The sequence below is a fragment of the Stenotrophomonas sp. WZN-1 genome, assembly GCF_002192255.1.
Taxonomy (GTDB): Bacteria; Pseudomonadota; Gammaproteobacteria; order Xanthomonadales; family Xanthomonadaceae; genus Stenotrophomonas.
In genome coordinates this window covers 3,108,208-3,129,562 of record NZ_CP021768.1, presented here as the reverse complement: position 1 = coordinate 3,129,562, position 21,355 = coordinate 3,108,208, and the positions used below count along the sequence as shown (strand labels likewise).

Genomic DNA, 21,355 nt, shown 5'->3' with positions numbered 1-21,355 from the left:
CAGTACCGCCATGACCGCTGAAACGGCCGCCGAACTCCACACGATCATCGATCTGATCCGCTACGGCACCAGCCGTTTCAACGAAGCCGGGCTGACCTTCGGGCACAGCTACGACAACGCGCTGGACGAGGCCACCCAGCTGGTGCTGCACAGCCTGCACCTGCCGCACGACCTCGGCCCGGCCTACGGCCAGGCGCGCCTGCTGCAAGCCGAGAAGCTGCGCGTGCTGGAGCTGTTCCAGCGCCGCATCGACGAACGCATCCCGGCCGCCTACCTGACCGGTGAAGCCTGGTTCGCCGGCCTGAGCTTCAAGAGCGACAAGCGCGCCCTGGTGCCGCGCTCGCCGATCGCCGAACTGATCGAATGCGGCTTCGAGCCGTGGCTGGCCGGCCGCGATGTCAGCCGTGCGCTGGACCTGTGCACCGGTTCGGGCTGCATCGCCATCGCCATGGGCCACTACTACCCGAACTGGGAAGTGGACGGTGTCGACCTGAGTGACGACGCGCTGTCGCTGGCCGAGGAAAACAAGGAGCGCCTGCAGGCGCACAACGTCACGCTGCTCAAGTCGGACCTGTTCAACGGCCTGACCGGCCGCCATTACGACCTGATCGTCACCAATCCGCCGTACGTCACCAACGACGAGACCGATGCGCTCCCGAAGGAATACTCCTACGAGCCGGAAATGGGCCTGCGTGCCGGTGACGATGGCCTGGACCTGGTGCTGAAGATCCTGCGTGATGCGCCGCTGCACCTGAGCGAAGACGGCCTGCTGATCTGTGAAGTGGGCGAGTCCGAACAGCATCTGGTCAAGCTGCTGCCGGAAGTCGATTTCGCCTGGATCGAATTCAAGGTCGGCCAGATGGGCATCTTCGCGGTTGAATGCCGCGAGCTGATTGCCCACAGCGCACGCATCACCGAACTGGCGGCGCAGCGCCCGTGAGCTCCAATTCGTTCGGCAAGCTGTTCACCGTCACCACGTTCGGCGAGTCGCACGGGCCGGCCATCGGCTGCGTGATCGATGGCTGCCCGCCGGGGCTGGCGCTGGACGCGGCCGAATTCGCCCACGACCTGCAGCGCCGCGCCACCGGCAAGAGCCGGCACACCTCGGCCCGACGCGAGGCCGATGAGGTCGAGATCCTGTCCGGCGTGTACGAGGGCCTGACCACCGGCACCCCGATCGCGCTGCTCATCCGCAACACCGACCAGCGCAGCAAGGACTACGCCAACATCGGCCAGCAGTTCCGCCCGGGCCATGCCGACTACAGCTACTGGCACAAGTACGGCATCCGCGACCCGCGCGGTGGTGGTCGTTCCTCGGCGCGCGAGACCACCATGCGCGTGGCCGCCGGCGTGGTCGCCAAGAAGTGGCTGGCCGAGCGCTTCGGCGTCACCGTGCGTGGCTATCTGTCGCAGCTGGGCGACATCACCCCCGCCGGTTTCGACTGGTCGGCGGTGGAAGACAACCCGTTCTTCTGGCCGCACGCCGCACAGGTGCCCGAGCTGGAGGCGTACATGGATGCGCTGCGCAAGTCCGGAGATTCGGTCGGTGCGCGCGTGGACGTGGTCGCCGACAACGTGCCGCCGGGCTGGGGCGAGCCGATCTACGGCAAGCTTGATGGCGAACTCGCTGCCGCGCTGATGAGCATCAACGCGGTGAAGGGCGTGGAGATCGGCGACGGTTTCGCCAGCGCCGCGCAGAAGGGCACCGAACACCGCGACCTGCTGACCCCGCAGGGCTTCGCCAGCAACCACGCCGGTGGCATCCTCGGTGGCATTTCCACCGGCCAGCCGGTGGTCGCCTCGATCGCCCTGAAGCCGACCTCCAGCCTGCGCCTGCCGGGGCCGTCGCTGGATACCGCCGGCAACGTGGTGGAAGTGGTCACCACAGGTCGCCACGACCCCTGCGTCGGCATCCGTGCCACCCCGATCGCCGAGGCGATGGTGGCGATGGTGCTGATGGACCAGGCGCTGCGCCACCGCGCGCAGTGCGGCGATGTCGGCACGATCACCCCGCGCATTCCCGGGCAGGTCGATGGCTGACACGCGGCCGACCGTGTGGGTGAGCCAGCCGCTGATCGACGCGGCCATCGCGCCGCTGCGCGATCGCGTGCAGCTGCGCAGCACCGACACCGTCACCGCCTGGTCGCCGGACCAGATCGCCGAACAGCTGGCCAGCGCCGATGGCGCGATCATCACCCTCAACGAGCGCATCGGTGCGGCCCAGGTGGCCGGCGCCACGCAGCTGCAGGTGATCGCCAACGTCGGTGTTGGCTACAACAACCTGGACGTCGACGCGCTCAGTGCGGCCGGTATCCTCGCCAGCAACACGCCGGACGTCCTCACTGAAACCACCGCCGATCTCGGTTTCGCCCTGTTGATGGCGACCGCGCGCCGCATCACTGAATCCGAGCGCTGGCTGCGCGAAGGGCAGTGGCAGCAGTGGTCGTTCCAGACCATGCTCGGTGCCGACATCCACGGCAGCACGCTGGGCATCCTCGGCATGGGCCGCATCGGCCAGGGTATCGCCCGCCGCGGCGCGCACGGTTTCGGCATGAAGGTGCTGTACCACAACCGCTCGCAGCTGCCGGCCGCGACCGAAGCGGAAGTGGGCGCCACCTATGTGGACCTGGATACGCTGCTGGCACAGTCCGACCACCTGCTGCTGGTGCTGCCGTACACGCCAGCCTCGCACCACCTGATCGATGCCGCCGCGCTGGCGAAGATGAAGCCGTCGGCAACGCTGGTGAACATCGCCCGCGGTGGCCTGGTCGATGAGATCGCGCTGGCCGATGCACTGGCCAGCGGCCGCCTGGCTGCCGCCGGCCTGGATGTGTACGAGGGCGAGCCGAAGATCCGCCCGGAGCTGCTGGCGCTGCGCAACGTGGTGCTCACTCCGCACATCGGCAGTGCCTCGCTGGCCACGCGCACGGCGATGGTACAGCTGGCCGTCGATAATCTGGTCGCCGGGCTCGGCCTGGACGGTGGCCCGTCGCGCATGCCGAGCGCGATCAACGCTGACGCGGCGATGGCCGCGCGCGTGACTCTGGGCAAAAAAACCGGGAAACGATAGGGAACCTCCGCGCGCCCCGCTTGAGGAGGTTCCCCGAACCCAGCTGTCGTGCGTGATTTTTCCCCATCCCCGTTTTCGTGAGAGTTTCCCCCATGAGCAATGCACAGCGCAGTTTCCATGTCGCCGTCGTCGGTGCCACTGGCGCCGTCGGCGAGACCATGTTGTCGATCCTGGCCGAGCGTGATTTCCCGGTTGGTACCTTGAGCGTTCTTGCCTCCGAGCGTTCGGCCGGCGGCGAGATCGAGTTCAACGGCCAGAAGGTCACGGTCCAGGACCTGGCCACCTTCGATCCGACCGGCGTCGAGATCGCCCTGTTCTCGGCCGGCGGCAGCGTGTCCAAGGAATACGCACCGAAGTTCGCCGCCGCCGGTGCGGTGGTGATCGACAACTCCTCGGCCTTCCGTTACGACGATGACGTGCCGCTGGTGGTGTCCGAGGTCAACCCGGAACAGGTCGCCAACCGTCCGCGCGGCATCATCGCCAACCCCAACTGCTCGACCATGCAGATGCTGGTGGCGCTGGCGCCGCTGCACCGCAGGTACGGCATCGAGCGCATCAACGTCTCCACCTACCAGTCGGTGTCTGGCGGTGGCCGTTCGGCCACCGAGGAGCTGGGCAAGCAGACCGGCCAGCTGCTGAGCTTCCAGGAGATCGATCCGCAGCGCTTCCCGGTGCAGATCGCCTTCAACCTGATCCCGCACATCGACGATTTCCAGGACAACGGCTTCACCAAGGAAGAGATGAAGCTGATCTGGGAAACCCGCAAGATCCTCGGCGACGACAGCATCCTGGTGAACCCGACCGCGGTGCGCGTGCCGGTGTTCTATGGCCACTCCGAATCGGTGGCGATCGAGACCCGCGACAAGGTCACCGTGGCCGAAGCGCGCGCGCTGCTGGAGCAGTCGCCGGGCATCGAAGTGGTCGACCGCCACGAGGCCGGTGGTTACCCGACCCCGGTCACCCACGCTTCGGGCACCGACGCGGTGTATGTCGGCCGCATCCGTGAGGACCTGTCGCACCCGCGTGGCCTGAACCTGTGGATCGTCTCGGACAACGTGCGCAAGGGCGCCGCCCTCAATGCCGTGCAGCTGGCCGAGCTGGTCGCCGCCGAGCAGCGCTGATCACCGCGGTTGCCTCACCGGTCGTGCCGGCCGCTGGCCGGCATTGCCCTGATCCACCGGCTGAAGGGATTGCCGGCCACAGGCCGGCACCACCTCAAGGGTCTTTCCGGTGGGTGCGGACCCCGGTCCGCACGCTTTATAGTGTCGCCCATGAATAAACGGGCCAGGGGCGCAAAGCGCCCGCTCCTCTATCTTTCCACCGCGCTGCTGGCCCTGGCCAGCAGTTCGGCGCTTGCCCTGGGTCTGGGCGACATCCGTGTCCTGTCCAAGCCGGGCCAGCCCTTGCTGGCCGAAATCCCGGTGGTCTCCGCCGATCCGTCCGAGCTGGAGAACCTGCGTGTCGCGTTGGCCTCACCGGTCACCTTCGAGCGCGTCGGCCTGCAGCGGCCGACCGGGTTGGTCAGCGAGCTGCAGTTCGAACTGACCCGCAATACGCAGGGCAGGGCGGTGGTGCGGGTGACCTCGCAGACGCCGGTCGAGACTCCGTCGCTGAGCTTCCTGATCGAGGCCGACTGGGGCCAGGGCCGCCTCGTGCGTGAGTACTCCGCGCTGGTCGATGCACCGTCCAGCGCACTGGCCGTGGCCGAGCCGGAAATCGTTGCACCCGCAGGTACGCTCTCCAACACCATCGCCCGTGAGGCCGCGCCGGCGCCCGCCGCTGCGGAGAGCGCGGGCGCGCCTGCGCCGTCCAGCGCGGCAGCGCCGGCACCCGCACCGGCTCGCCCGCGTGCATTGGCTGCACCCGCCGCCGCGCCGGCAGCCGATGGCAGCGTCACCGTCCAGCGTGGGCAGACCTTGTCACAGATCGCCAGCGCGGTAGCCCGCGGCAACCAGGTCAGCCGCGACCGCGCCATGATCGCGCTGCTGCGGGCCAACCCGGAGGCCTTCATCCGCGGCAACGTCAACCTGCTCAAGCAGGGCGCCGTGCTGCGCATGCCCGGCAGCGATGCATTGGCGGCGGTCGATGCCGCCGAGGCCGCAGCGCTGGTGCGTGAGCATGCCGCACAGTGGCGGCAGGCGCGCACCATGCCGCAACCGGCCGGTACCGTTGCCCCGGTCTCCACGGCGGCAACCACCAACGCTTCCTCCCCGGCTGCGGCCAATGGGGCACGACTTGAAATCGCTCCGGCGCTGGCCTCCGACGCCGCGCACGCGGGCACAACCACCGGCACCGGAGCCGGCAGCGAGGGTGACATGCTGGGCAACGAACAACTGCGCCAGGCACGCGAGGACATCGCGACCCGCGATGCCGAGATCGGCGAACTGAAGCAGCGCGTGGCCGACCTGGAAAAACTCAAGGAACAGCAGCAGTCGCTGATCGCGATGAAGGACAACGACCTGGCCGCCGCGCAGCAGCGCCTGGCACAGGCGCCGGATGCCCGCGATGCGGCAACGCCGTGGTACTGGCTGGGTCTGCCGGTGCTGTTGCTGGCGGCCGGCGCGGCCTGGTTGCTGCGTCGTCGCAAGCCGTCACCACTGCCGCCGCTGGGCGAGGAAGGTGATGCCGCCGGCCTGGCCGCTGCGGTACCGGCAGGCGCGGCGCTGGATACGCTGGCCGAGCAGTCTTCGTGGTCGACGGCGGTGTCCGACAGTGGCCGCCAGGAACCGGCGATGCCGGCCTGGGCGAGCGAAACCGAGGTGCAGGATGAGGTGCCTGCCGAACCGGTCACCGACGTCGCCGCCCAGGCTGACTGGCAGGCGCAGACGCTGCGCGATGACGACGTGGTGGAGCTGCCCGAGGCCGTGACCGACCTGCCGCGCTGGGACGAGCCGGTGGCCACGCAGGACACCCCTGTGCCGGAAGCTGTGCAGGATGAGCCGGTCGCACAGGCGGTCCCTGACGAGATCGCAGTGCCGGACTACGCGCTGCACGCCGAACAGCAACCGCAGTTCCGCGGCGTGTTCGACCTGCCGGCCGAGCACCATGACAACGGCGATTCCAGCGGCGCGCCACACGACGCGCTGGCCACGGCCGCGCACGAAGAACACGCCGCGGCACCGGCCAGCGATGCCGGCTGGGCACCGCGTGCCGGGCAGGAGCGCCTGGAGCTGGCCATCGCCTACCTCGATCTGGGCGATGCCCAGACCGCCCGTACCTTGCTGCAGGAAGTGGTCGATGGCGGCGACCTGCACTGCCAGGCCCAGGCCCGCGAACTGCTGGCCCGCCTGCCGTGACCGAACCCGCCGACAAGGACCGTGCCATGAGCCGCGAGTGCCGTATCGACTACGTTGAATTCGCCTCCAGTGACCCGGCCGCCAGCCGCGCCTTCTTCGAAAAGGTGTTCGGCTGGTCGTTCGTCGACTACGGCAGCGACTACACCGCATTCGACGATGGCCGCCTGCAGGGCGGCTTCTTCCGCGGCCAGCCGCAACGGGCCAGTGACAGCGGTGCGCCGCTGCTGGTGCTGTATGCCGACCAGCTGGCGCCGATCGAAGCGGCGGTGCGCAACGCTGGCGGTGAGGTCGTGCGGACGGTGTTCTCTTTCCCCGGCGGCAGCCGCTTCCAGTTCGTCGAGCCTGGTGGCAACGAACTGGCGGTCTGGTCCGAACGCGATCCGGCCTGAGCGCCTCCCCATCCGCAACATCGAGGTAGCACATGCGTTACGCGCTTGGCGTCGAATACGACGGCAGCGATTTCAGGGGCTGGCAGAACCTGGGCGAGGGCGGCCCCAGCGTGCAGGCCAGCCTTGAGCAGGCCCTGTCATCGGTGGCCGATGCGCCGCTGCAGGTGGTCTGTGCCGGCCGCACCGATGCCGGCGTGCACGGCCAATGCCAGGTCGTCCATTTCGATACCGACGTGGTGCGCGATCCGCGCGCCTGGATGCTGGGCACCACCACCCGCCTGCCGCGCTCGATCGCGGTGCGCTGGTGCGTGCCGGTGGCCGATGATTTCCATGCCCGTTTCTCGGCGCGTGCGCGCCGCTACCGCTACCGCCTGCTCAACCGCGAAGTGCGGCCGGCGCTGCAGCGGCAGACCCTCAGCTGGGAGCGCCGTGCGCTGGACGCGGGCCTGATGCATGCTGCTGGCCAGGCCCTGCTTGGCGAGAACGACTTCAGCGCGTTCCGCTCGGTGCAATGCCAGGCGCTGCATGCACGGCGTGAACTGCAGTCACTGCAGGTCAGCCGCCAGGGCGAGGTGATCGAGGTCGCCGTGCAGGGCAATGCATTCCTTCATCACATGGTCCGCAATATCGTCGGATCGCTGATCCTGGTGGGCAGTGGCGAGAAGCCGGTGGAATGGATCGCCGAACTGCTGGCCGGGCGCGATCGCACCGTAGCCGGTCCCACCGCACCGCCGCAGGGCCTGGTGTTCCTTGGGCCCCTGTACCCCGACAACTGGCATCTGCCCGCCGAGGTCACGCTATGAGCCGCTCCTACTACCGCACACGCATCAAGTTCTGTGGCATGACCCGGGCCGGCGACGTCCGCCTGGCCGGTGAGCTGGGTGTGGACGCGGTGGGTTTCATCTTTGCCCGTGAAAGCAGCCGACGGGTCGCCCCGGCCGAGGCACGTGCGATGCGCCAGGCGATCGCGCCGATGGTCGACGTGGTGGCGCTGTTCCGCAACAACAGCAAGGAAGAGGTGCGCGAGGTGCTGCGCACGGTACGACCGACCCTGCTGCAGTTCCACGGCGAGGAAGACGAGAGTTTCTGCCGCAGCTTCAACATGCCGTACCTGAAGGCGATCGCCATGGGCGGGCGTGAAGAGATCAACGCCCGCACCCTGCAACTGCGCTATCCCAGCGCCGCTGGCTTCCTGTTCGACAGCCATGCGCCGGGTGGCGGTGGCGGCACCGGCGTGGCCTTCGACTGGGGCCGGATCCCGACCGGCCTGCATCGCCCGTTCCTGCTTGCCGGTGGCCTGAACCCGGAAAACGTCTACGACGCGGTGCTGGCCACCCTGCCGTGGGGCGTGGATGTCTCCAGCGGCATCGAACTGGAACCGGGCATCAAGGACGGCTACAAGATGCGCACCTTCGTCGAGGAAGTGCGCCGCGCCGATTGCACGGTTCTCGAGTGATTGGCGTCACTATTTACCCTGATCAGCACTCGGATTTGAGCCTGCACGCATTCTTCACATAGGATGGTCCCAAGCGCGCCTGCCATGAGGGCCGGCGCGGGGATCGACGGGACGCGCTCGGCGCGCCCCGAACGGGCGGCCGCCGCCCATAGCCCAGGAAGGCAAGCGATGCAGGAGTTTCTCACCGTCGTACTCGGTTACCCGACGCTGCCGTACAGCATTCTGCTGTTGGTGTCGGTGATGTATTGGGCGGTTGCGGCGTTCGGCCTGGTCGATGACGGTTTCGGCGATCTTGGCGCCGATGGCGCGCTCGAGGCGGGGACCGACCTCAGTGGCCTGTCGGCCGTGCTGGCACGTTGGGGCCTGGGCGGTGTCCCGATCATGGTGGTGGTCACCCTGCTGGGCCTGTTCGGCTGGCTCATCACCTATTTCATCCATCTGTTCGTACTGCTGCCGCTGCCGGACCTGCTGCGCTGGGGCCTGGGTACGCTCGTGGCGGTACTGGCACCGCTGCCTGCGGTACCCATCACCGCGCTGATCCTGCGCCCGGTCCGTCGCTTCCTGCTGCGCCTGCGGCCGGTACCGCAGGCATCGCTGCTGGGCCGGATCGGCGTGGTCGCATCGCCGAAGGTGGACGCACGCAGCGGTCATGCCACTGTCGATGATGGCGGCGCCGGGCTGGTGCTGCAGATCCGCAGCGACATCGAACTGCAGCGTGGCGAGCGCATTGTGCTGGTCGAGCACATGGCCGAGCAACACTATTACCGGGTGGTCCGCGCCGATGCGATCGCCCTCGATTTCCAGGACAACCTGCTTCCGGGCAACAAGGAGAATCATCAATGACGTTGGCATCCCTCTTACCGATCCTGGCCGTCGCCGGCGGCCTGCTCGTCCTGCTGCTGGGCGTGGCCGGGCTGTTCAAGGCCTTCTATCGCAAGGTCGACCAGGGCGTGGCCCTGATCGTCAACGACATGAGCTCCACGCCCAAGGTGCACTTCACCGGTGCGCTGATCATCCCGGTGCTGTACCGCGCCGAGCTGATGCGGATCAGCCTGATCACCCTGCAGATCGACCGCCGCGGCAAGGAAGGCCTGATCTGCCGCGACAACATGCGGGCCGACATCGCCGTGGCCTTCTACCTGCGGGTGAACGAGACCCAGGCCGACGTGCTGCGCGTGGCCAAGGCCATCGGTGCCGACCGTGCATCGGACAAGCATGCCGTCGACGAGCTGTTCAACGCCAAGTTCTCCGAAGCGCTGAAGACGGTCGGCAAGAAATTCGACTTCACCGAACTGTTCGAGAAGCGCCAGGAGTTCCGCGACGAGATCATCGCGGTGATCGGCAACGACCTCAACGGCTATGTGCTGGAAGACGTGGCGATCGACTACCTGGAGCAGACTCCGAAGTCGCTGCTGGACCAGTTCAACATCCTCGACGCGCAGGGCATCCGCAAGATCACCGAGCTGACCGCCGCGCAGAACGTGGTGACCAACGAGCTGGAGCAGAACGAGAAGCTCGCCATCACCAAGAAGAACGTGGAAGCGCGTGAGGCGCTGCTGGCGCTGGAACGCCAGCAGGCCGAAGCCGAAGCACGCCAGAAGCGCGAGATCGAGACCATCCGCGCGCGCGAGGAGGCCGAGACTGCCAAGGTGCAGGAAGAGCAGCGCCAGCTGTCCGAGAATGCCCGCATCGAAGCACAGCAGCTGATCGAGATCCGCGACCAGAACCGCCTGCGCGAAGTGGAAGTGGCCGAGCAGAACCGCCAGCGTGCCGTGGCCATCGAGGCCGAGCGCGTGGAGCGCGCACGCCAGCTGGAGCAGGTCACCACCGACCGCGAAGTGCAGCTGCAGGGCGTGGAGCGTGACAAGGTGGTCGAGCAGGGCAAGATGGACGTGGCCAACATCACCCGCGAACGCATCTCCATCGACAAGACCGTGGCGCAGGAAGAAGAGCGCATCAAGGAAGTGCGCGAGGTCTCCGAGGCCGACCGCCAGAAGCAGGTGCTGATCCTGGAAGCCGAAGCCAAGGCGCAGGAATCGCTGGTGCGCGAGGTGAAGGAAGCGCAGGCGCGCGAAACCGCCTCCAAGCACCGCGCGGTTGAACTGACCACACTGGCCCAGGCCGAACACGAAGCAGCCGGCAAGCAGGCCGAAGCCAAGCGCCTGCTGGCCGACGCGCTGCGCGCCGAGCAGGCGGCGCCGGGCCTGGCCGAAGCGCAGGTGCGTGAAGCTTCGGCACTGGCCATCGAGAAGGTCGGCATTGCCGAGGCCCGCGTGATCGAAGCCAAGGCCGAAGCCAGCCTGAAGCAGGGCAGCAACGAAGCCCAGGTGCTGGCGCAGACGCTGCAGGCACAGGCGCAGGGTGAGGAGAAGATGGGCCTGGCCCGTGCCACCGCCACCGAATCGCTGGGCAACGCCGAAGCCGGCGTGGTGCAGAAGAAGCTGCTGGCCGAGGCCGAAGGCCTGGTGCGCAAGTTCGAAGCCATCGCCTCGCTGAGCGACCAGGCGCGTGGCCACGAAGAGTTCCGCATGATGCTGGACAACAGCCTGAAGCAGGCGCTGGCCTCGATCGAAGCCGGCAAGGAAGTCTCGCGCGAGAACGCCAACGTCATCGCCAGCGCGCTGCGCAACGCCGACATCGACCTGGTCGGTGGCGACGGCGGCATGTTCGAGAACCTGGTCAAGGCGGTGTCGCTGGGCAAGTCGATTGAAGGCTTTGCCGGCAAGAGCCCGATCGTGCAGGAGCTGATGCAGCGCTACCTGGGCGTGGCCGTGGCCGAACCGGCACCACGCCAGATCGCCGAGGATGCCGAAGCGGTGCCGACCGTGTCGGCCACCGTGGTCGACAGCGCCCGTTGATGCATCGGGCGATGGCTGCTGCGGCCATCGCCCGCCCGCGCCGGCCGCAACCGCGGCCGTCTGCCCGTGAGCCGGAAGCCTGCTGATGTCTGATACCCATCCGTCCGCCGAATCCACTGCACCGGAGGCCGGCGGCAATACCGTCGACCAGGCCGTTGCCCAGGGCGGCGCCTACGAAGTCCTGCGCCGCCGCCTGGCCGAGCAGGGCCAGCGCCTGCAGGGCCTGGCCGAAACGCTCAACCGCCAGCGCCTGGCCGAGTTCGGCGACAGCCGCCTGGAGGTGGTCGGGCGCTTCCGCATCCGCAGCGAAAACAATTGCGTCGGCCGTGACATCGTGCAGGTCGGGCCGGACCGCCTGCTGTTCGGCTACAACGTGTTCATCGGGCTGAAGACCCAGACCCGTATCGAGGATGTGTTCGGCCTGTACCGGCTGGTGCAGGGCAGCGACGGCTACGACGTAGCCGCGCTGGAACTGAAGGGCAGCTTCCTCGACCAGCCCGGCTTCGTGCACGACTTCAACGAGCTGTACGCGTACTACAAGCACGCACGCCTGCTGCAGCTGATCGTGGTGGGCGACAAGCTGCTGGCCTCGTTCCAGATCGGCGAGCGCAGCAGCGATGTGCGCGTGTTCCGCTGGGCGCTGGCGCGCGATGGCGAACTGACCTATCTGGATGCGCGCGGCGAGCGCGATATCGCACTGCCGCCGCCGTTCGATTTCGAGTGGACCAGGGCCACTCGCGACCTGGCGGTCAATGGCCGCCATTCGCACCTGAACATCCTCGACACCCTGTTCGTGGAGACCACCGGCGGCGACCTCACCATCAAGGTCGAGAACAACACCGAGACCGGGCAGGGCATCTACAGCGAACCGGTGGAGGACAGCACGCAGTCGCTGGACGACGCCCAGTTCGAATTCGCCCGGGTCGGCTCGCTGGTGCTGCTGAAGGTGCTGCCGTACCGCGAGACGGAGTGGCGTGGCCTGATCTACAACACGCTGACCGGTGGCATCGTGCGCAACGATGCGATCGTGCAGGCCTGCGTGCAGCTGCCCGAAGACCACGGCGTGATCTTCCCGGGTGGGTATTACCTGCAGGGCGGCGAGCACAAGGCATTCGACGCCTCGATGGCCGGCATGCAGTTCAAGCGCAGCATCCGTTCGCCGAATGGCGAGGATGTGCTGTACTTCTTCTACGAGCGCGAAGGCGGACGCTCGGCGCTGTTCGTCTACAACACCATCCAGCGCGTGCTGCAGAACCCGGTGTTCGGCCATGGCTACGCCTTGATGCAGGACGGGCGCATGGTGCTGTTCCATGCCGAAGGCAGCGAACCGACCCGCATCCATCCGATGCAGGTCTGGCAGACCCCGTTCAGCAGTGACGAGTTTGCCGCCAGCCGACCGCCCGGCAACACCTTCATGGGCCGCATCGGCAACGCCGAACTGGTGCGCGGCATTTCCAACCTGTTCAACCTGGCGCGCGAGATCGATGGCCAGGACGTGTCGGTGCAGCGCTACCAGCGCCTGGTGGCCGACACCCGGCGCCTGTTCGATGCCCACCACTGGCTGGGCGACGCGGCCTGCGACGGCGCCGAGGCGCTGCTGCGGCAGATCAGCGCCACCGGCGAATCGGTGCTGGACGAGTACGAGAAGGTGCAGTCGATCCGCCAGCAGTCGGCGCAGGCGATGGTCGAGGCAGAGGCCGCGCACAAGGCGCTGCTGGGCCGGTTGCAGCCGCAGAACTGGAACGAGGTGCAGGCCTTCGTCGAGGCGCTCAATGCGATCACTGCATTGCGTGGACGGCTGCTGACCATCCGCGAGCTGCGCTACATCGACACCCCGCGCATCGAGGCGATGACAGCCGAGCTGGTGGAGGCGCAGGACCATGTCGGCGCAGCCACGGGCGACTTCCTCGCCGGTGATGCCGCGCTGGCGCCGCTGACCACGCGCCTGCAGGCGCTGGATGAAGCGGCCCAGCAGGCACAGAGTGCCCGCCAGCTGGACGAGCAGCTGGAGGGGCTGCGTGCGATGGCGGCCGACCTGGACATGCTGTCCGAGCTGATGGCCGGCCTGAAGGTGGACGATGCCACTGCCCGCACCCGCGTGGTCGAGTCGATCTCGGTGCTGTACGGCCGTCTCAACCAGGCTCGCGCACGCGCAGATCAGCGTCGCCGGTCGCTCGGTTCGGCCGAGGCCGTGGCGCAGTTTGCCGCGCAGTTCGCGCTGTTCTCGCAGTCGATCACCAGCGCGCTGGCGCTGGCCACCGACCCCGAACGCGCCGACGAGCAGCTGTCGCGCCTGCTGGTGCAGCTGGAGGAACTGGAGAGCCAGTTCGGCGAGCACGAGCAGTTCCTCGGCGACATCCTGAGCAAGCGCGAAGAGCTGGTCGAAGCCTTCGAGACGCACAAGCAGGCGTTGCTGGATGACCGCCAGCGCAAGGCGCGCTCGGTGCTGGATGCGGCCAACCGCATCCTCGATGGCCTGGCCAAGCGCACCGAGCGCTTCGCCACCGCCGATGAGCTCAATGCATTCTTTGCCGGCGATCCGCTGATCCTCAAGCTGCGTGAACTGGCCGAACGCCTGCGCGCGTTGCATGACAACGTCAAGGCCGACGACATCGAGGCGCGGCTGAAGGGTGTGCGGGACCAGGCGGTGCGCCAGCTGCGCGATCGCAGCGATCTGTACGAAGCCGGCGGCAACGTGGTGCGGCTGGGGCCGCGTCATCGCTTCAGCGTCAACACCCAGGCGCTGGACCTGACCCTGCTGCCGCGTGGTGACACGCTGGCGATCCATCTGACCGGCACCGACTTCCTGGAGACCCTGCACGATCCGGAGCTGGATGCGCTGAAGCCGTTCTGGCCGGTCACCCTGGACTCGGAGTCACCTGCGTTGTATCGCGGCGAGTATCTGGCCGGCAGCCTGCTGATGGCGGCGCAGGAGGGGAGCGACGGCCTTGACCTGACCACGCTGCAGCACGATGTCGCCACGCCCGAAGCGCTGGACCAGCGCGTGCGTGCGTTCGCCGCACCCCGCTACCGCGAAGGCTACGAGCGCGGCATCCATGACCATGACGCTGCGCTGATCCTGCGTGCATTGCTGCCCTTGCAGCAGGCGGCCGGCAGCCTGCGCCATGCACCGCGGGTGCGCGCGCTGGCACTGCTGTTCTGGGCCGCCGAGCAGCGGCGCGAAGCGGTGGCGCAATGGCCGGGCCGGCAGATGGGAGCCGAGGCGCTGGCACGCCTGCTGGGGTCCGACGAAGGGCAACTGGCGTTGCGTGCGGAAATGGCCGAGGCGCTGCTGGCGTATGCGCAGTCCCACACATTGCCGTTCGATGCCGATGCCGCAGAGGCCGCGGCCGCCTATCTGGGCGAAGAGCTGGCGACCGGCGAGCCGGTGTTCAGCAGCAGTCGCCATGCTGGAGCGCTGCTGGATGCGCTGGCGCAGCAGCTGGAACAGGCCGGGCAGCGCGAGGCGGTCGAACGCGCCCTGCAGCGCAGCCAGGATCCGCTGGCCACGCGCTGGGCCCTGGCCGGGCAGTGGCTGCGGGCGCTGGCGCGGATGCCGGCGCATGCCCGGCACGCCGGCTACGTCGACGAGGCTGCGGCACTGCTGCTGGTCCAGCGTCAGCTGCGTACCCGTGCCAGCGACGCTGCGCTGCAGGCGGAAGTGCATGGCCTGCTGGGTGAACACGCACGCATCAGCAACGGCACGCTGGTGGTATCGCTGGATGATTTCCTGGCACGCCTGAAGCAGCACCTGCGTCATTTCGTGCCGGCGTTCCACGCCTACCAGGCGCTGCGCCAGGGCATCATCGGCCGCGAGCGCGAGACCCTGCGGCTTTCCGAGTTCAAGGCGCGGCCGCTGTCCTCGTTCGTGCGCAACAAACTGATCAACGATGTCTACCTGGGCGTGATCGGTGACAACCTGGCCAAGCAGATGGGCACGGTCGGCGAGAACAAGCGCAGCGACCTGATGGGCCTGCTGATGATGATTTCGCCCCCGGGCTACGGCAAGACCACGCTGATGGAATACGTGGCGCACCGTCTGGGCCTGGTCTTCATGAAGATCAACGGCCCGGCGCTGGGGCACGAGGTGCGCTCGCTGGACCCGGCCCAGGCACCGGATGCGACCTCGCGGCAGGAGCTGGAGAAGCTCAACCTGGCGCTGGAAATGGGCAACAACACCATGCTGTATGTGGACGACATCCAGCACACCCATCCCGAGTTCCTGCAGAAGTTCATCTCGCTGTGCGATGGCACCCGCCGTATCGAGGGTGTGTGGCGCGGTCGCACCCGCACCTACGACATGCGCGGCAAGAAATTCTGCGTGGTGATGGCCGGCAACCCGTACACCGAATCCGGCGAGGTGTTCAAGATTCCCGACATGCTGGCCAACCGTGCCGACATCTACAACCTGGGTGATGTGCTCGGCGGCATGGAGGCGGCCTTTACCCTCAGCTACATCGAGAACAGCCTGACTTCCAACCCGGTGCTGGCGCCGCTGGCCACGCGCGACATGGCTGACCTGTACGTGCTGGTCGACCGCGCGATGGGCAAGGAGGTCTCGACCAACGGCCTCAGCCACGCCTACAGCAGCGCGGAGATCAATGAAATCACCGCCACCCTGCAGCGCATGCTGCGCGTGCGCGATGTGGTCTACCGGGTCAACCAGCAGTACATCGCCAGTGCCGCACAGGACGATCGCTACCGTACCGAGCCGCCGTTCCGGCTGCAGGGCAGCTACCGCAACATGAACAAGCTGGCCGAGAAGATCTCGCCGGTGATGAACGAGGACGAACTGCAGCAGTTGATCTCCGACCACTACCTGGGCGAGGCACAGCTGCTGACCACCGGCGCCGAAGAAAACCTGTTGAAGCTGGCCGAACTGCGCGGCGTGCTGGACGAGACGCAGGCGCAGCGCTGGACGCAGATCAAGCGCGATTTCCTGCGCAACAAGGCCATGGGTGCGGACGACAGCGATGTCGGCGGGCGCGTGGTCGCGCAGCTGGCCGACATCGCCACCGCCCTGCAGCTGCCACCGCCGATGCCGGAAGCGATCGCCGTTGCCGACCCGGCACCGTGGCCGGCGTTGCTGGAAGCCCTGCATCGCCTTTCTGAAACACGTCCCGCCGCCGCCGCGCCGGAGCCGGTCGCCGCGGCCCCCGGTGTGCCGGCCACGGTCCTGGCCGAGGACCTGCAGGCGGGCCTGGCGCCGTTGGTGGAACTGTTGGCGGCATCGCAGGCGCAGCAGGCACAGGTGTCGCAGACCCTGGCCGCGTTCGCCGGCTGGGCGCGGCAGCAGGTCGAGCGTGGCGTGCCGAACAGTGCGATGGCGCAGCGTGCGCGTGTGCGCCGTGCCGCGACGCCGGAGGAGCGCGCGCTGGATGAAGCCCTGATGCGCCACTTCTACGGCGAGTCGTTGCCGCCGGACGACAGTGAGGACATTCAGGCAACGACACCGAAGCCGCCGCCGCTGCCGTGACCACGCAGGCGCCACTGCCGCCACCGAGCTTGCCGGACACGGCCGATGTCGCCGTGCTGGCCGACTATGGTGCGCCTTTGCTGCAGGCACTGGCGCGGCGCGAAACACCGTTGCCGCCGGGCGCGGGCGAGGGCCTGGTGGCCGCACTGGCGCGCATCGCGCTGGCCCTGCAGGCCGGCAATCCGGCGCAGATCCGGCAACAGGAGGGCTGGTGGGGCCGCCTGCTGGGGCGCGATGTCGATCGCGAGGCGGAGGGACGTGCGCTGCAGTCGCAGCTGGGCGTGCTGGCCCTGCAGGCGCGCGAGCAGGCCCAGCACCTGCAGCAGCACGTGCAGTTGCGGGCCATGGCCATTGCCGGGCATTCAGCGGCGGCCGCAGCGCTGGACGCCTGGGTCGAGCTGGCTGCGGCGCGGCTGGTGTCGCTGGATATCGCCGGCCAGGCCGCGCTGTCGCAGCGGCTCGATCATCTGCGCCGGCTGGCCACGCTGCGCCGTCTCGAGGCCGGCCAGTGGCAGCTGCTGCAGGACCAGGACAACGTGCTGCTGCAACGCTTCGCGCGCATCCATGACGTCCTGTTGCCAGCCTGGCGGCAGGCCGCCGTGGCGGGCCAGGCCGCGGCCGGCGCCACACTGGCGGTGAAGGCCGCCACGCTGCACGCACAGATCGATGACGAGGTCGCGGCGGCTCAGGCTAGACTGCCTTGAGCCGGCCGCCGCTGCCGCTTACCCAACTGCAAGGAGACTGCCCGATGACCCAGGACAGCCAGACCCCCGGTGCCCTCGTGCCCGGCACGACCACCGCCGCTACGCTCGATGAAGGCGCACTGCAGGCGCTTGGCCTGGTCCGCGAGGATCTGCCACGCATTGCCGAGATCCGTCTGGAGCTGGATGACCTGCGCCCGGGCAACCTGCAGGTCTTCGGTCGCGAAGCGGCCACGCGCACCGCAGCGTTTTCCAGCCAGTTGCTGGACCAGGTGCGCAATCGCGACCTGGATGCCAGCGGCGAGAAACTGGGCGAAGTGGTGCGCATCGCGCGCAGCCTGAAGCTGGACGGCTTCGCCCAGCGGTCGAAGGTGCCGGTGATCGGTGGCCTCATCGACCGCCTGCGCGTATCCAAGGGCGAGCTGGTGCAGAAGTTCAGCGACACCAACGCGCAGATCGAGCAGCTGCTGGGCGATGTCGGTGTGCAGCAGGCGTTGATGGGCAAGCGCGTGGGCGAGTTCGACCGCATGCATGACATCGTCCGCGAAGAACGCCATGCGCTTGGCCTGTATGCTGCCGCCGGCAAGCAGCGCCTGGCCGAACTGCAGGCCGAGCAGCAGGCCGGGCAGGGCAGTGAGGATCCGCAGCAGCGCATCCGCCAGGGCGAAGTCGACAACGCGATCCGCCTGATCGAAAAGCGCGTGTCCGACCTGCAGCTGATGCAGCATGCGGCCGATCAGTCGCTGCCGATGATCCGCCTGATCCAGGCCAACGCGCTGCAGCTGATCGAGAAGTTCAACACGGTGCGCGAGATCACCATCCCGTCGTGGAAGCGCCAGTTCGCCATCCAGCTTTCGCTGGGTGAGCAGAAGGCCGCGGTCGAGCTGTCCACCGCCATCGACGATGCCACCAACGAGCTGATGCGCCGTAATGCCGATCTGCTGCGCCAGGCGTCGGTGGACACCGCGCGCAGCAACCAGCGCGGCGTGATCGACGTGGCCACGCTGCGCCACGTGCACGACCAGTTGATCGCCACGGTCGAGGAAGTGCGCAGTATCCATCGCGAAGGCATGCAGCAGCGGCAGCAGGCCGAAGTCGAGCTGTCACGCCTGCGCGAAGACCTGCAGCAGCGCTTGGCCACTCCGACCGCCAGCTGAAAAAAGGGGACGGAGGGAATCAAGTCGTTTGCGCCACTTGCGACTTGATTCCCTCCGTCCCCTTTTTGCTGTCAGCGGAGTTGCTGGCCCAGCCAGTCGGCCAGCGCATCCACGCGCGCATCGGCCGGTCCGTCCGGTCGCGCCAGCACCCAGAAACCACCCGTGGCGGCAAACCCCCACGGCGCGACCAGTCGCCCGGCGGCCAGGTCCTCGGCCACCAGCGGCTCGGGTGCGATCGCCGGGCCCAGCCCGGCCACCGCTGCCTCCAGCAGGTAGTACAGATGCTCGAAGGCAGTACCCAGCTGCAGCTTGGCGGTGTCCAGAGCGTGCGCCTGCGCCCACGCCGGCCACGCCTGCGGCCGTGAGCTGGTGTGCAGCAGCGTCTCCTGCAGCAGCGCCGAGGGCGGTACATGCCGCAGGCGCTGCGCGGCCGGATGCGAGGGGGCCACCACCACGCCGACCCGTTCCGGCGCCAGCTCACGCACCTGCCAGCCCCGGGGCCACGGCCCCTGCGCCAGCAGCAGCACCGCATCCAGTGCGGCCTGCGCCTCGGTGAAGCTGCCATCCAGCGCCGACCACTGCAGGCGCACGCCGGGCAGGGCGGCCTGCAGCGCGGGCAGGCGCGGGATCATCCAGCGCGCCAGCACGCTGCCGCTGCAGCCCAGCACCAGCGCCGGGGCCGCCGCCGGTCGCCGCAGTTCGCGCACGCAGTCTTCGATGCCGCTGAAGGCCTCGCTGCACGCGGCCTGCAGGCGCGTGCCCGCAGCGGTCAGGCGCAGGCCGCGACCGGCACGCTGGAACAGCGCCAGGCCGAGGTGGTCCTCGAGCAGCTTCAGCTGGCGGCTGACCGCACCGTGGGTGACGTGCAGGTCCTGCGCGGCGCGTCCAACCCCGCCCAGGCGAGCGGTGGCCTCGAACGCGCGCAGCGCATTGAGTGGTGGCAGCAGGGAACGGCTCATGTGAGATTTCCTGACAATATGCGCCAGATAATATCCATTTTCCGGTCACGACCCGTGCGCTAGAGTATCCACCTGTCTCGAACCAGCGGTCGCTTCCATGTCTGCCTCCCCCATTGCCGACTACCACGCCTTCCCGGATGCCCAGGGCCATTTCGGCCGCTACGGCGGCAGCTTCGTTGCCGAAACCCTGGTCGGCCCGCTGCAGGAACTGGCCCAGGCCTATGATCAGGCCCGCCAGGACCCGGCATTCCAGGCCGCCTACGATCGCGACCTGGCCCATTACGTGGGCCGGCCGAGCCCGATCTACCACGCCCAGCGCCTGAGCGACCATGTCGGCGGCGCGCAGATCCTGCTCAAGCGCGAAGACCTGAACCACACCGGCGCGCACAAGATCAACAACACCATCGGCCAGGCGCTGCTGGCGGCGCGGATGGGCAAGAAGCGCATCATCGCCGAGACCGGTGCCGGCCAGCACGGCGTGGCCAGCGCCACCGTTGCCGCGCGGCTGGGCCTGGAATGCGTGGTGTACATGGGTGCCACCGACATCGAGCGGCAGAAGATCAACGTCTACCGCATGAAGCTGCTCGGCGCGACGGTGGTGCCGGTCACCTCCGGCTCGGCCACCCTGAAGGACGCGCTCAACGAAGCGATGCGCGACTGGGTGACCAATGTGCAGGACACCTTCTACATCATCGGTACGGTCGCCGGCCCGGATCCCTATCCGCGCATGGTGCGCGACTTCAATGCCATCGTCGGCCGCGAGGCACGCGAGCAGATGCTGGCCGAGTACGGCCGCCTGCCCGATGCGATCACCGCTTGCGTCGGTGGCGGCAGCAATGCCATTGGCCTGTTCCATGCCTTCCTCAACGATCGCCAGGTCGAGATCGTCGGCGCCGAAGCCGCAGGTGATGGCATCAGCACCGGTCGCCACGCCGCGTCGATCGCTGCCGGTCGCCCGGGCGTGCTGCATGGCAACCGCACCTATGTGCTGTGCGACGACGACGGCCAGATCATCGAGACCCATTCGGTGTCGGCCGGCCTGGACTATCCGGGTGTCGGCCCCGAGCACGCATTCCTGGCCGACACCGGCCGTGCACGCTACCTCGGCATCACCGATGAAGAAGCGCTGCAGGCCTTCCACCTGCTGGCGCATACCGAGGGCATCCTGCCGGCGCTGGAGTCCAGCCATGCGCTGGCACAGGCGATCAAGCTGGCGCGTGAGCGTCCGCGTGACCAGATCGTGCTGTGCAATCTGTCCGGCCGTGGCGACAAGGACGTGCATACCATCGCCGCGCGCGAAGGGCTGGTGCTGTGAGCGCGCGGCTGCGCAACAGCGGCGTGCTGCTGCTGGCGCTGGGGTTGGCCGCATGCCAGCCGCCGGAGCCGCCGGTACTGGCACCGGCCGCCAAGGCCACCACGCAGCCGGCACAGCAGCCGGCCGCCAACGATGATCTCGACCCGATGGCGCGTGCGCCGATTGTCGATCCGCCGTCCATGGAAGATACGGACAGCGATGGCGCGCCCGCGGTGGTCTCGGTGGCGCTGGATCATGCCGGTGACGTGCTGGTTGGCCAGCACATGAGTGACCTGAAGGCGCTGGGTCCCTGGAAGGCGCAGGGCGCGAAGGAATTCTTCGAAGGCGACTGCGAGTACTACGACGGCAAGGGGCTGCCGCCGGGCGTGTCGATGATGACCGACGACGATCGCGTGGTCCGTTTTGATCTGAAGCCGGGCGATGAGCCGGAACTGCCGGTTGAACAGCCGGGACCGTTCGGCCTGCGCATCGGCATGACCCGCGCCCAGGCCATGGCCCAGTTCCCGAAGCCGCCGGTATCCAGCCCGCATGCCTACGACGGTGACCAGGGTGAGTACCTCACCTGGCAGGACCCGGGTTCGGACCTGGGCATCCGCCTGGAACTGTTTGAAGGGAAGGTCACCCGGATGTACTGGGGGACCAGCGATGCGATTGAACTGATTGAAGGATGTGCCTGAG

16 protein-coding genes are annotated in these 21,355 nt (G+C 68.0%); 15 read left to right on the top strand and 1 reads right to left on the bottom strand.

From position 1 onward, the window contains the following. Nucleotides 1-10 precede the first annotated feature (10 nt). From prmB to CCR98_RS14780, 13 genes are all read left to right on the top strand, one after another. On the top strand, nt 11-940 hold the full coding sequence (prmB, locus tag CCR98_RS14840) for a 50S ribosomal protein L3 N(5)-glutamine methyltransferase (protein WP_087923208.1): 930 nt from the start codon (nt 11-13) through the stop codon (nt 938-940). Next, nucleotides 937-2,040, top strand: a complete 1,104-nt coding sequence (aroC, locus tag CCR98_RS14835; protein WP_087923207.1) for a chorismate synthase — start codon at nt 937-939, stop codon at nt 2,038-2,040. Before prmB ends, aroC begins: the two co-directional genes overlap by 4 nt. Beyond that, nucleotides 2,033-3,070 (top strand): D-glycerate dehydrogenase, encoded by a 1,038-nt coding sequence (locus CCR98_RS14830; protein WP_087923206.1) that lies wholly within the window; start codon nt 2,033-2,035, stop codon nt 3,068-3,070. The genes aroC and CCR98_RS14830 overlap by 8 nt, the downstream gene beginning before the upstream one ends. Nucleotides 3,071-3,162: 92 nt before the next feature. Then, entirely contained in the window at nt 3,163-4,191 is a 1,029-nt protein-coding gene (locus tag CCR98_RS14825; RefSeq protein ID WP_087923205.1) for an aspartate-semialdehyde dehydrogenase, read from the top strand. Between the two features lie 150 nt (nt 4,192-4,341). Next, nucleotides 4,342-6,366, top strand: coding sequence for a FimV/HubP family polar landmark protein (locus tag CCR98_RS14820; protein WP_087923204.1), 2,025 nt, complete (start codon nt 4,342-4,344; stop codon nt 6,364-6,366). Between the two features lie 26 nt (nt 6,367-6,392). Then, a complete protein-coding gene (locus tag CCR98_RS14815; RefSeq protein WP_087924206.1) occupies nt 6,393-6,755 on the top strand; it encodes a VOC family protein in 363 nt (120 codons plus the stop codon). Nucleotides 6,756-6,787: 32 nt separating this feature from the next. After that, nucleotides 6,788-7,558, top strand: a complete 771-nt coding sequence (gene truA, locus CCR98_RS14810; RefSeq protein ID WP_014647888.1) for a tRNA pseudouridine(38-40) synthase TruA — start codon at nt 6,788-6,790, stop codon at nt 7,556-7,558. Then, entirely contained in the window at nt 7,555-8,211 is a 657-nt protein-coding gene (locus tag CCR98_RS14805; RefSeq protein ID WP_014037969.1) for a phosphoribosylanthranilate isomerase, read from the top strand. The genes truA and CCR98_RS14805 overlap by 4 nt, the downstream gene beginning before the upstream one ends. 168 nt (nt 8,212-8,379) lie before the next feature. After that, complete coding sequence (locus CCR98_RS14800) at nt 8,380-9,054, top strand: DUF1449 family protein (protein WP_087923203.1); 675 nt, start codon at nt 8,380-8,382, stop codon at nt 9,052-9,054. Continuing rightward, on the top strand, nt 9,051-11,069 hold the full coding sequence (locus tag CCR98_RS14795) for a hypothetical protein (protein WP_087923202.1): 2,019 nt from the start codon (nt 9,051-9,053) through the stop codon (nt 11,067-11,069). Before CCR98_RS14800 ends, CCR98_RS14795 begins: the two co-directional genes overlap by 4 nt. An 85-nt stretch (nt 11,070-11,154) precedes the next feature. Then, complete coding sequence (locus CCR98_RS14790; protein WP_087923201.1) at nt 11,155-16,545, top strand: DNA repair ATPase; 5,391 nt, start codon at nt 11,155-11,157, stop codon at nt 16,543-16,545. Continuing rightward, the gene (locus CCR98_RS14785) at nt 16,542-17,249 is read left to right on the top strand and encodes a cell division protein FtsY (RefSeq protein WP_087923200.1); all 708 of its coding nucleotides are present in this window, start codon (nt 16,542-16,544) and stop codon (nt 17,247-17,249) included. Before CCR98_RS14790 ends, CCR98_RS14785 begins: the two co-directional genes overlap by 4 nt. A gap of 44 nt (nt 17,250-17,293) precedes the next feature. Continuing rightward, on the top strand, nt 17,294-18,403 hold the full coding sequence (locus CCR98_RS14780) for a toxic anion resistance protein (protein ID WP_087923199.1): 1,110 nt from the start codon (nt 17,294-17,296) through the stop codon (nt 18,401-18,403). A gap of 71 nt (nt 18,404-18,474) precedes the next feature. Here CCR98_RS14780 and CCR98_RS14775 read toward each other — a convergent pair whose 3' ends face one another. Next, complete coding sequence (locus CCR98_RS14775; RefSeq protein ID WP_087923198.1) at nt 18,475-19,362, bottom strand: LysR family transcriptional regulator; 888 nt, start codon at nt 19,360-19,362, stop codon at nt 18,475-18,477. A 97-nt stretch (nt 19,363-19,459) separates the two neighbouring features. Between CCR98_RS14775 and trpB the strand changes: the two genes are divergently transcribed. Together trpB and CCR98_RS14765 are read left to right on the top strand one after the other, a co-directional pair. Continuing rightward, nucleotides 19,460-20,677, top strand: a complete 1,218-nt coding sequence (trpB, locus tag CCR98_RS14770; protein ID WP_014647880.1) for a tryptophan synthase subunit beta — start codon at nt 19,460-19,462, stop codon at nt 20,675-20,677. Then, nucleotides 20,674-21,354 (top strand): hypothetical protein, encoded by a 681-nt coding sequence (locus CCR98_RS14765; protein ID WP_087923197.1) that lies wholly within the window; start codon nt 20,674-20,676, stop codon nt 21,352-21,354. Before trpB ends, CCR98_RS14765 begins: the two co-directional genes overlap by 4 nt. Nucleotide 21,355: the final 1 nt, after the last annotated feature.

Coding starts and splice junctions, on each gene's coding strand:
- prmB (WP_087923208.1), top strand. CDS start 11: ATGACCGCTGAAACGGCCGCCGAACTCCACACGATCATCGATCTGATC.
- CCR98_RS14830 (WP_087923206.1), top strand. CDS start 2,033: ATGGCTGACACGCGGCCGACCGTGTGGGTGAGCCAGCCGCTGATCGAC.
- CCR98_RS14825 (WP_087923205.1), top strand. CDS start 3,163: ATGAGCAATGCACAGCGCAGTTTCCATGTCGCCGTCGTCGGTGCCACT.
- CCR98_RS14820 (WP_087923204.1), top strand. CDS start 4,342: ATGAATAAACGGGCCAGGGGCGCAAAGCGCCCGCTCCTCTATCTTTCC.
- CCR98_RS14815 (WP_087924206.1), top strand. CDS start 6,393: ATGAGCCGCGAGTGCCGTATCGACTACGTTGAATTCGCCTCCAGTGAC.
- truA (WP_014647888.1), top strand. CDS start 6,788: ATGCGTTACGCGCTTGGCGTCGAATACGACGGCAGCGATTTCAGGGGC.
- CCR98_RS14805 (WP_014037969.1), top strand. CDS start 7,555: ATGAGCCGCTCCTACTACCGCACACGCATCAAGTTCTGTGGCATGACC.
- CCR98_RS14800 (WP_087923203.1), top strand. CDS start 8,380: ATGCAGGAGTTTCTCACCGTCGTACTCGGTTACCCGACGCTGCCGTAC.
- CCR98_RS14795 (WP_087923202.1), top strand. CDS start 9,051: ATGACGTTGGCATCCCTCTTACCGATCCTGGCCGTCGCCGGCGGCCTG.
- CCR98_RS14790 (WP_087923201.1), top strand. CDS start 11,155: ATGTCTGATACCCATCCGTCCGCCGAATCCACTGCACCGGAGGCCGGC.
- CCR98_RS14780 (WP_087923199.1), top strand. CDS start 17,294: ATGACCCAGGACAGCCAGACCCCCGGTGCCCTCGTGCCCGGCACGACC.
- CCR98_RS14775 (WP_087923198.1), bottom strand. CDS start 19,362: ATGAGCCGTTCCCTGCTGCCACCACTCAATGCGCTGCGCGCGTTCGAG.
- trpB (WP_014647880.1), top strand. CDS start 19,460: ATGTCTGCCTCCCCCATTGCCGACTACCACGCCTTCCCGGATGCCCAG.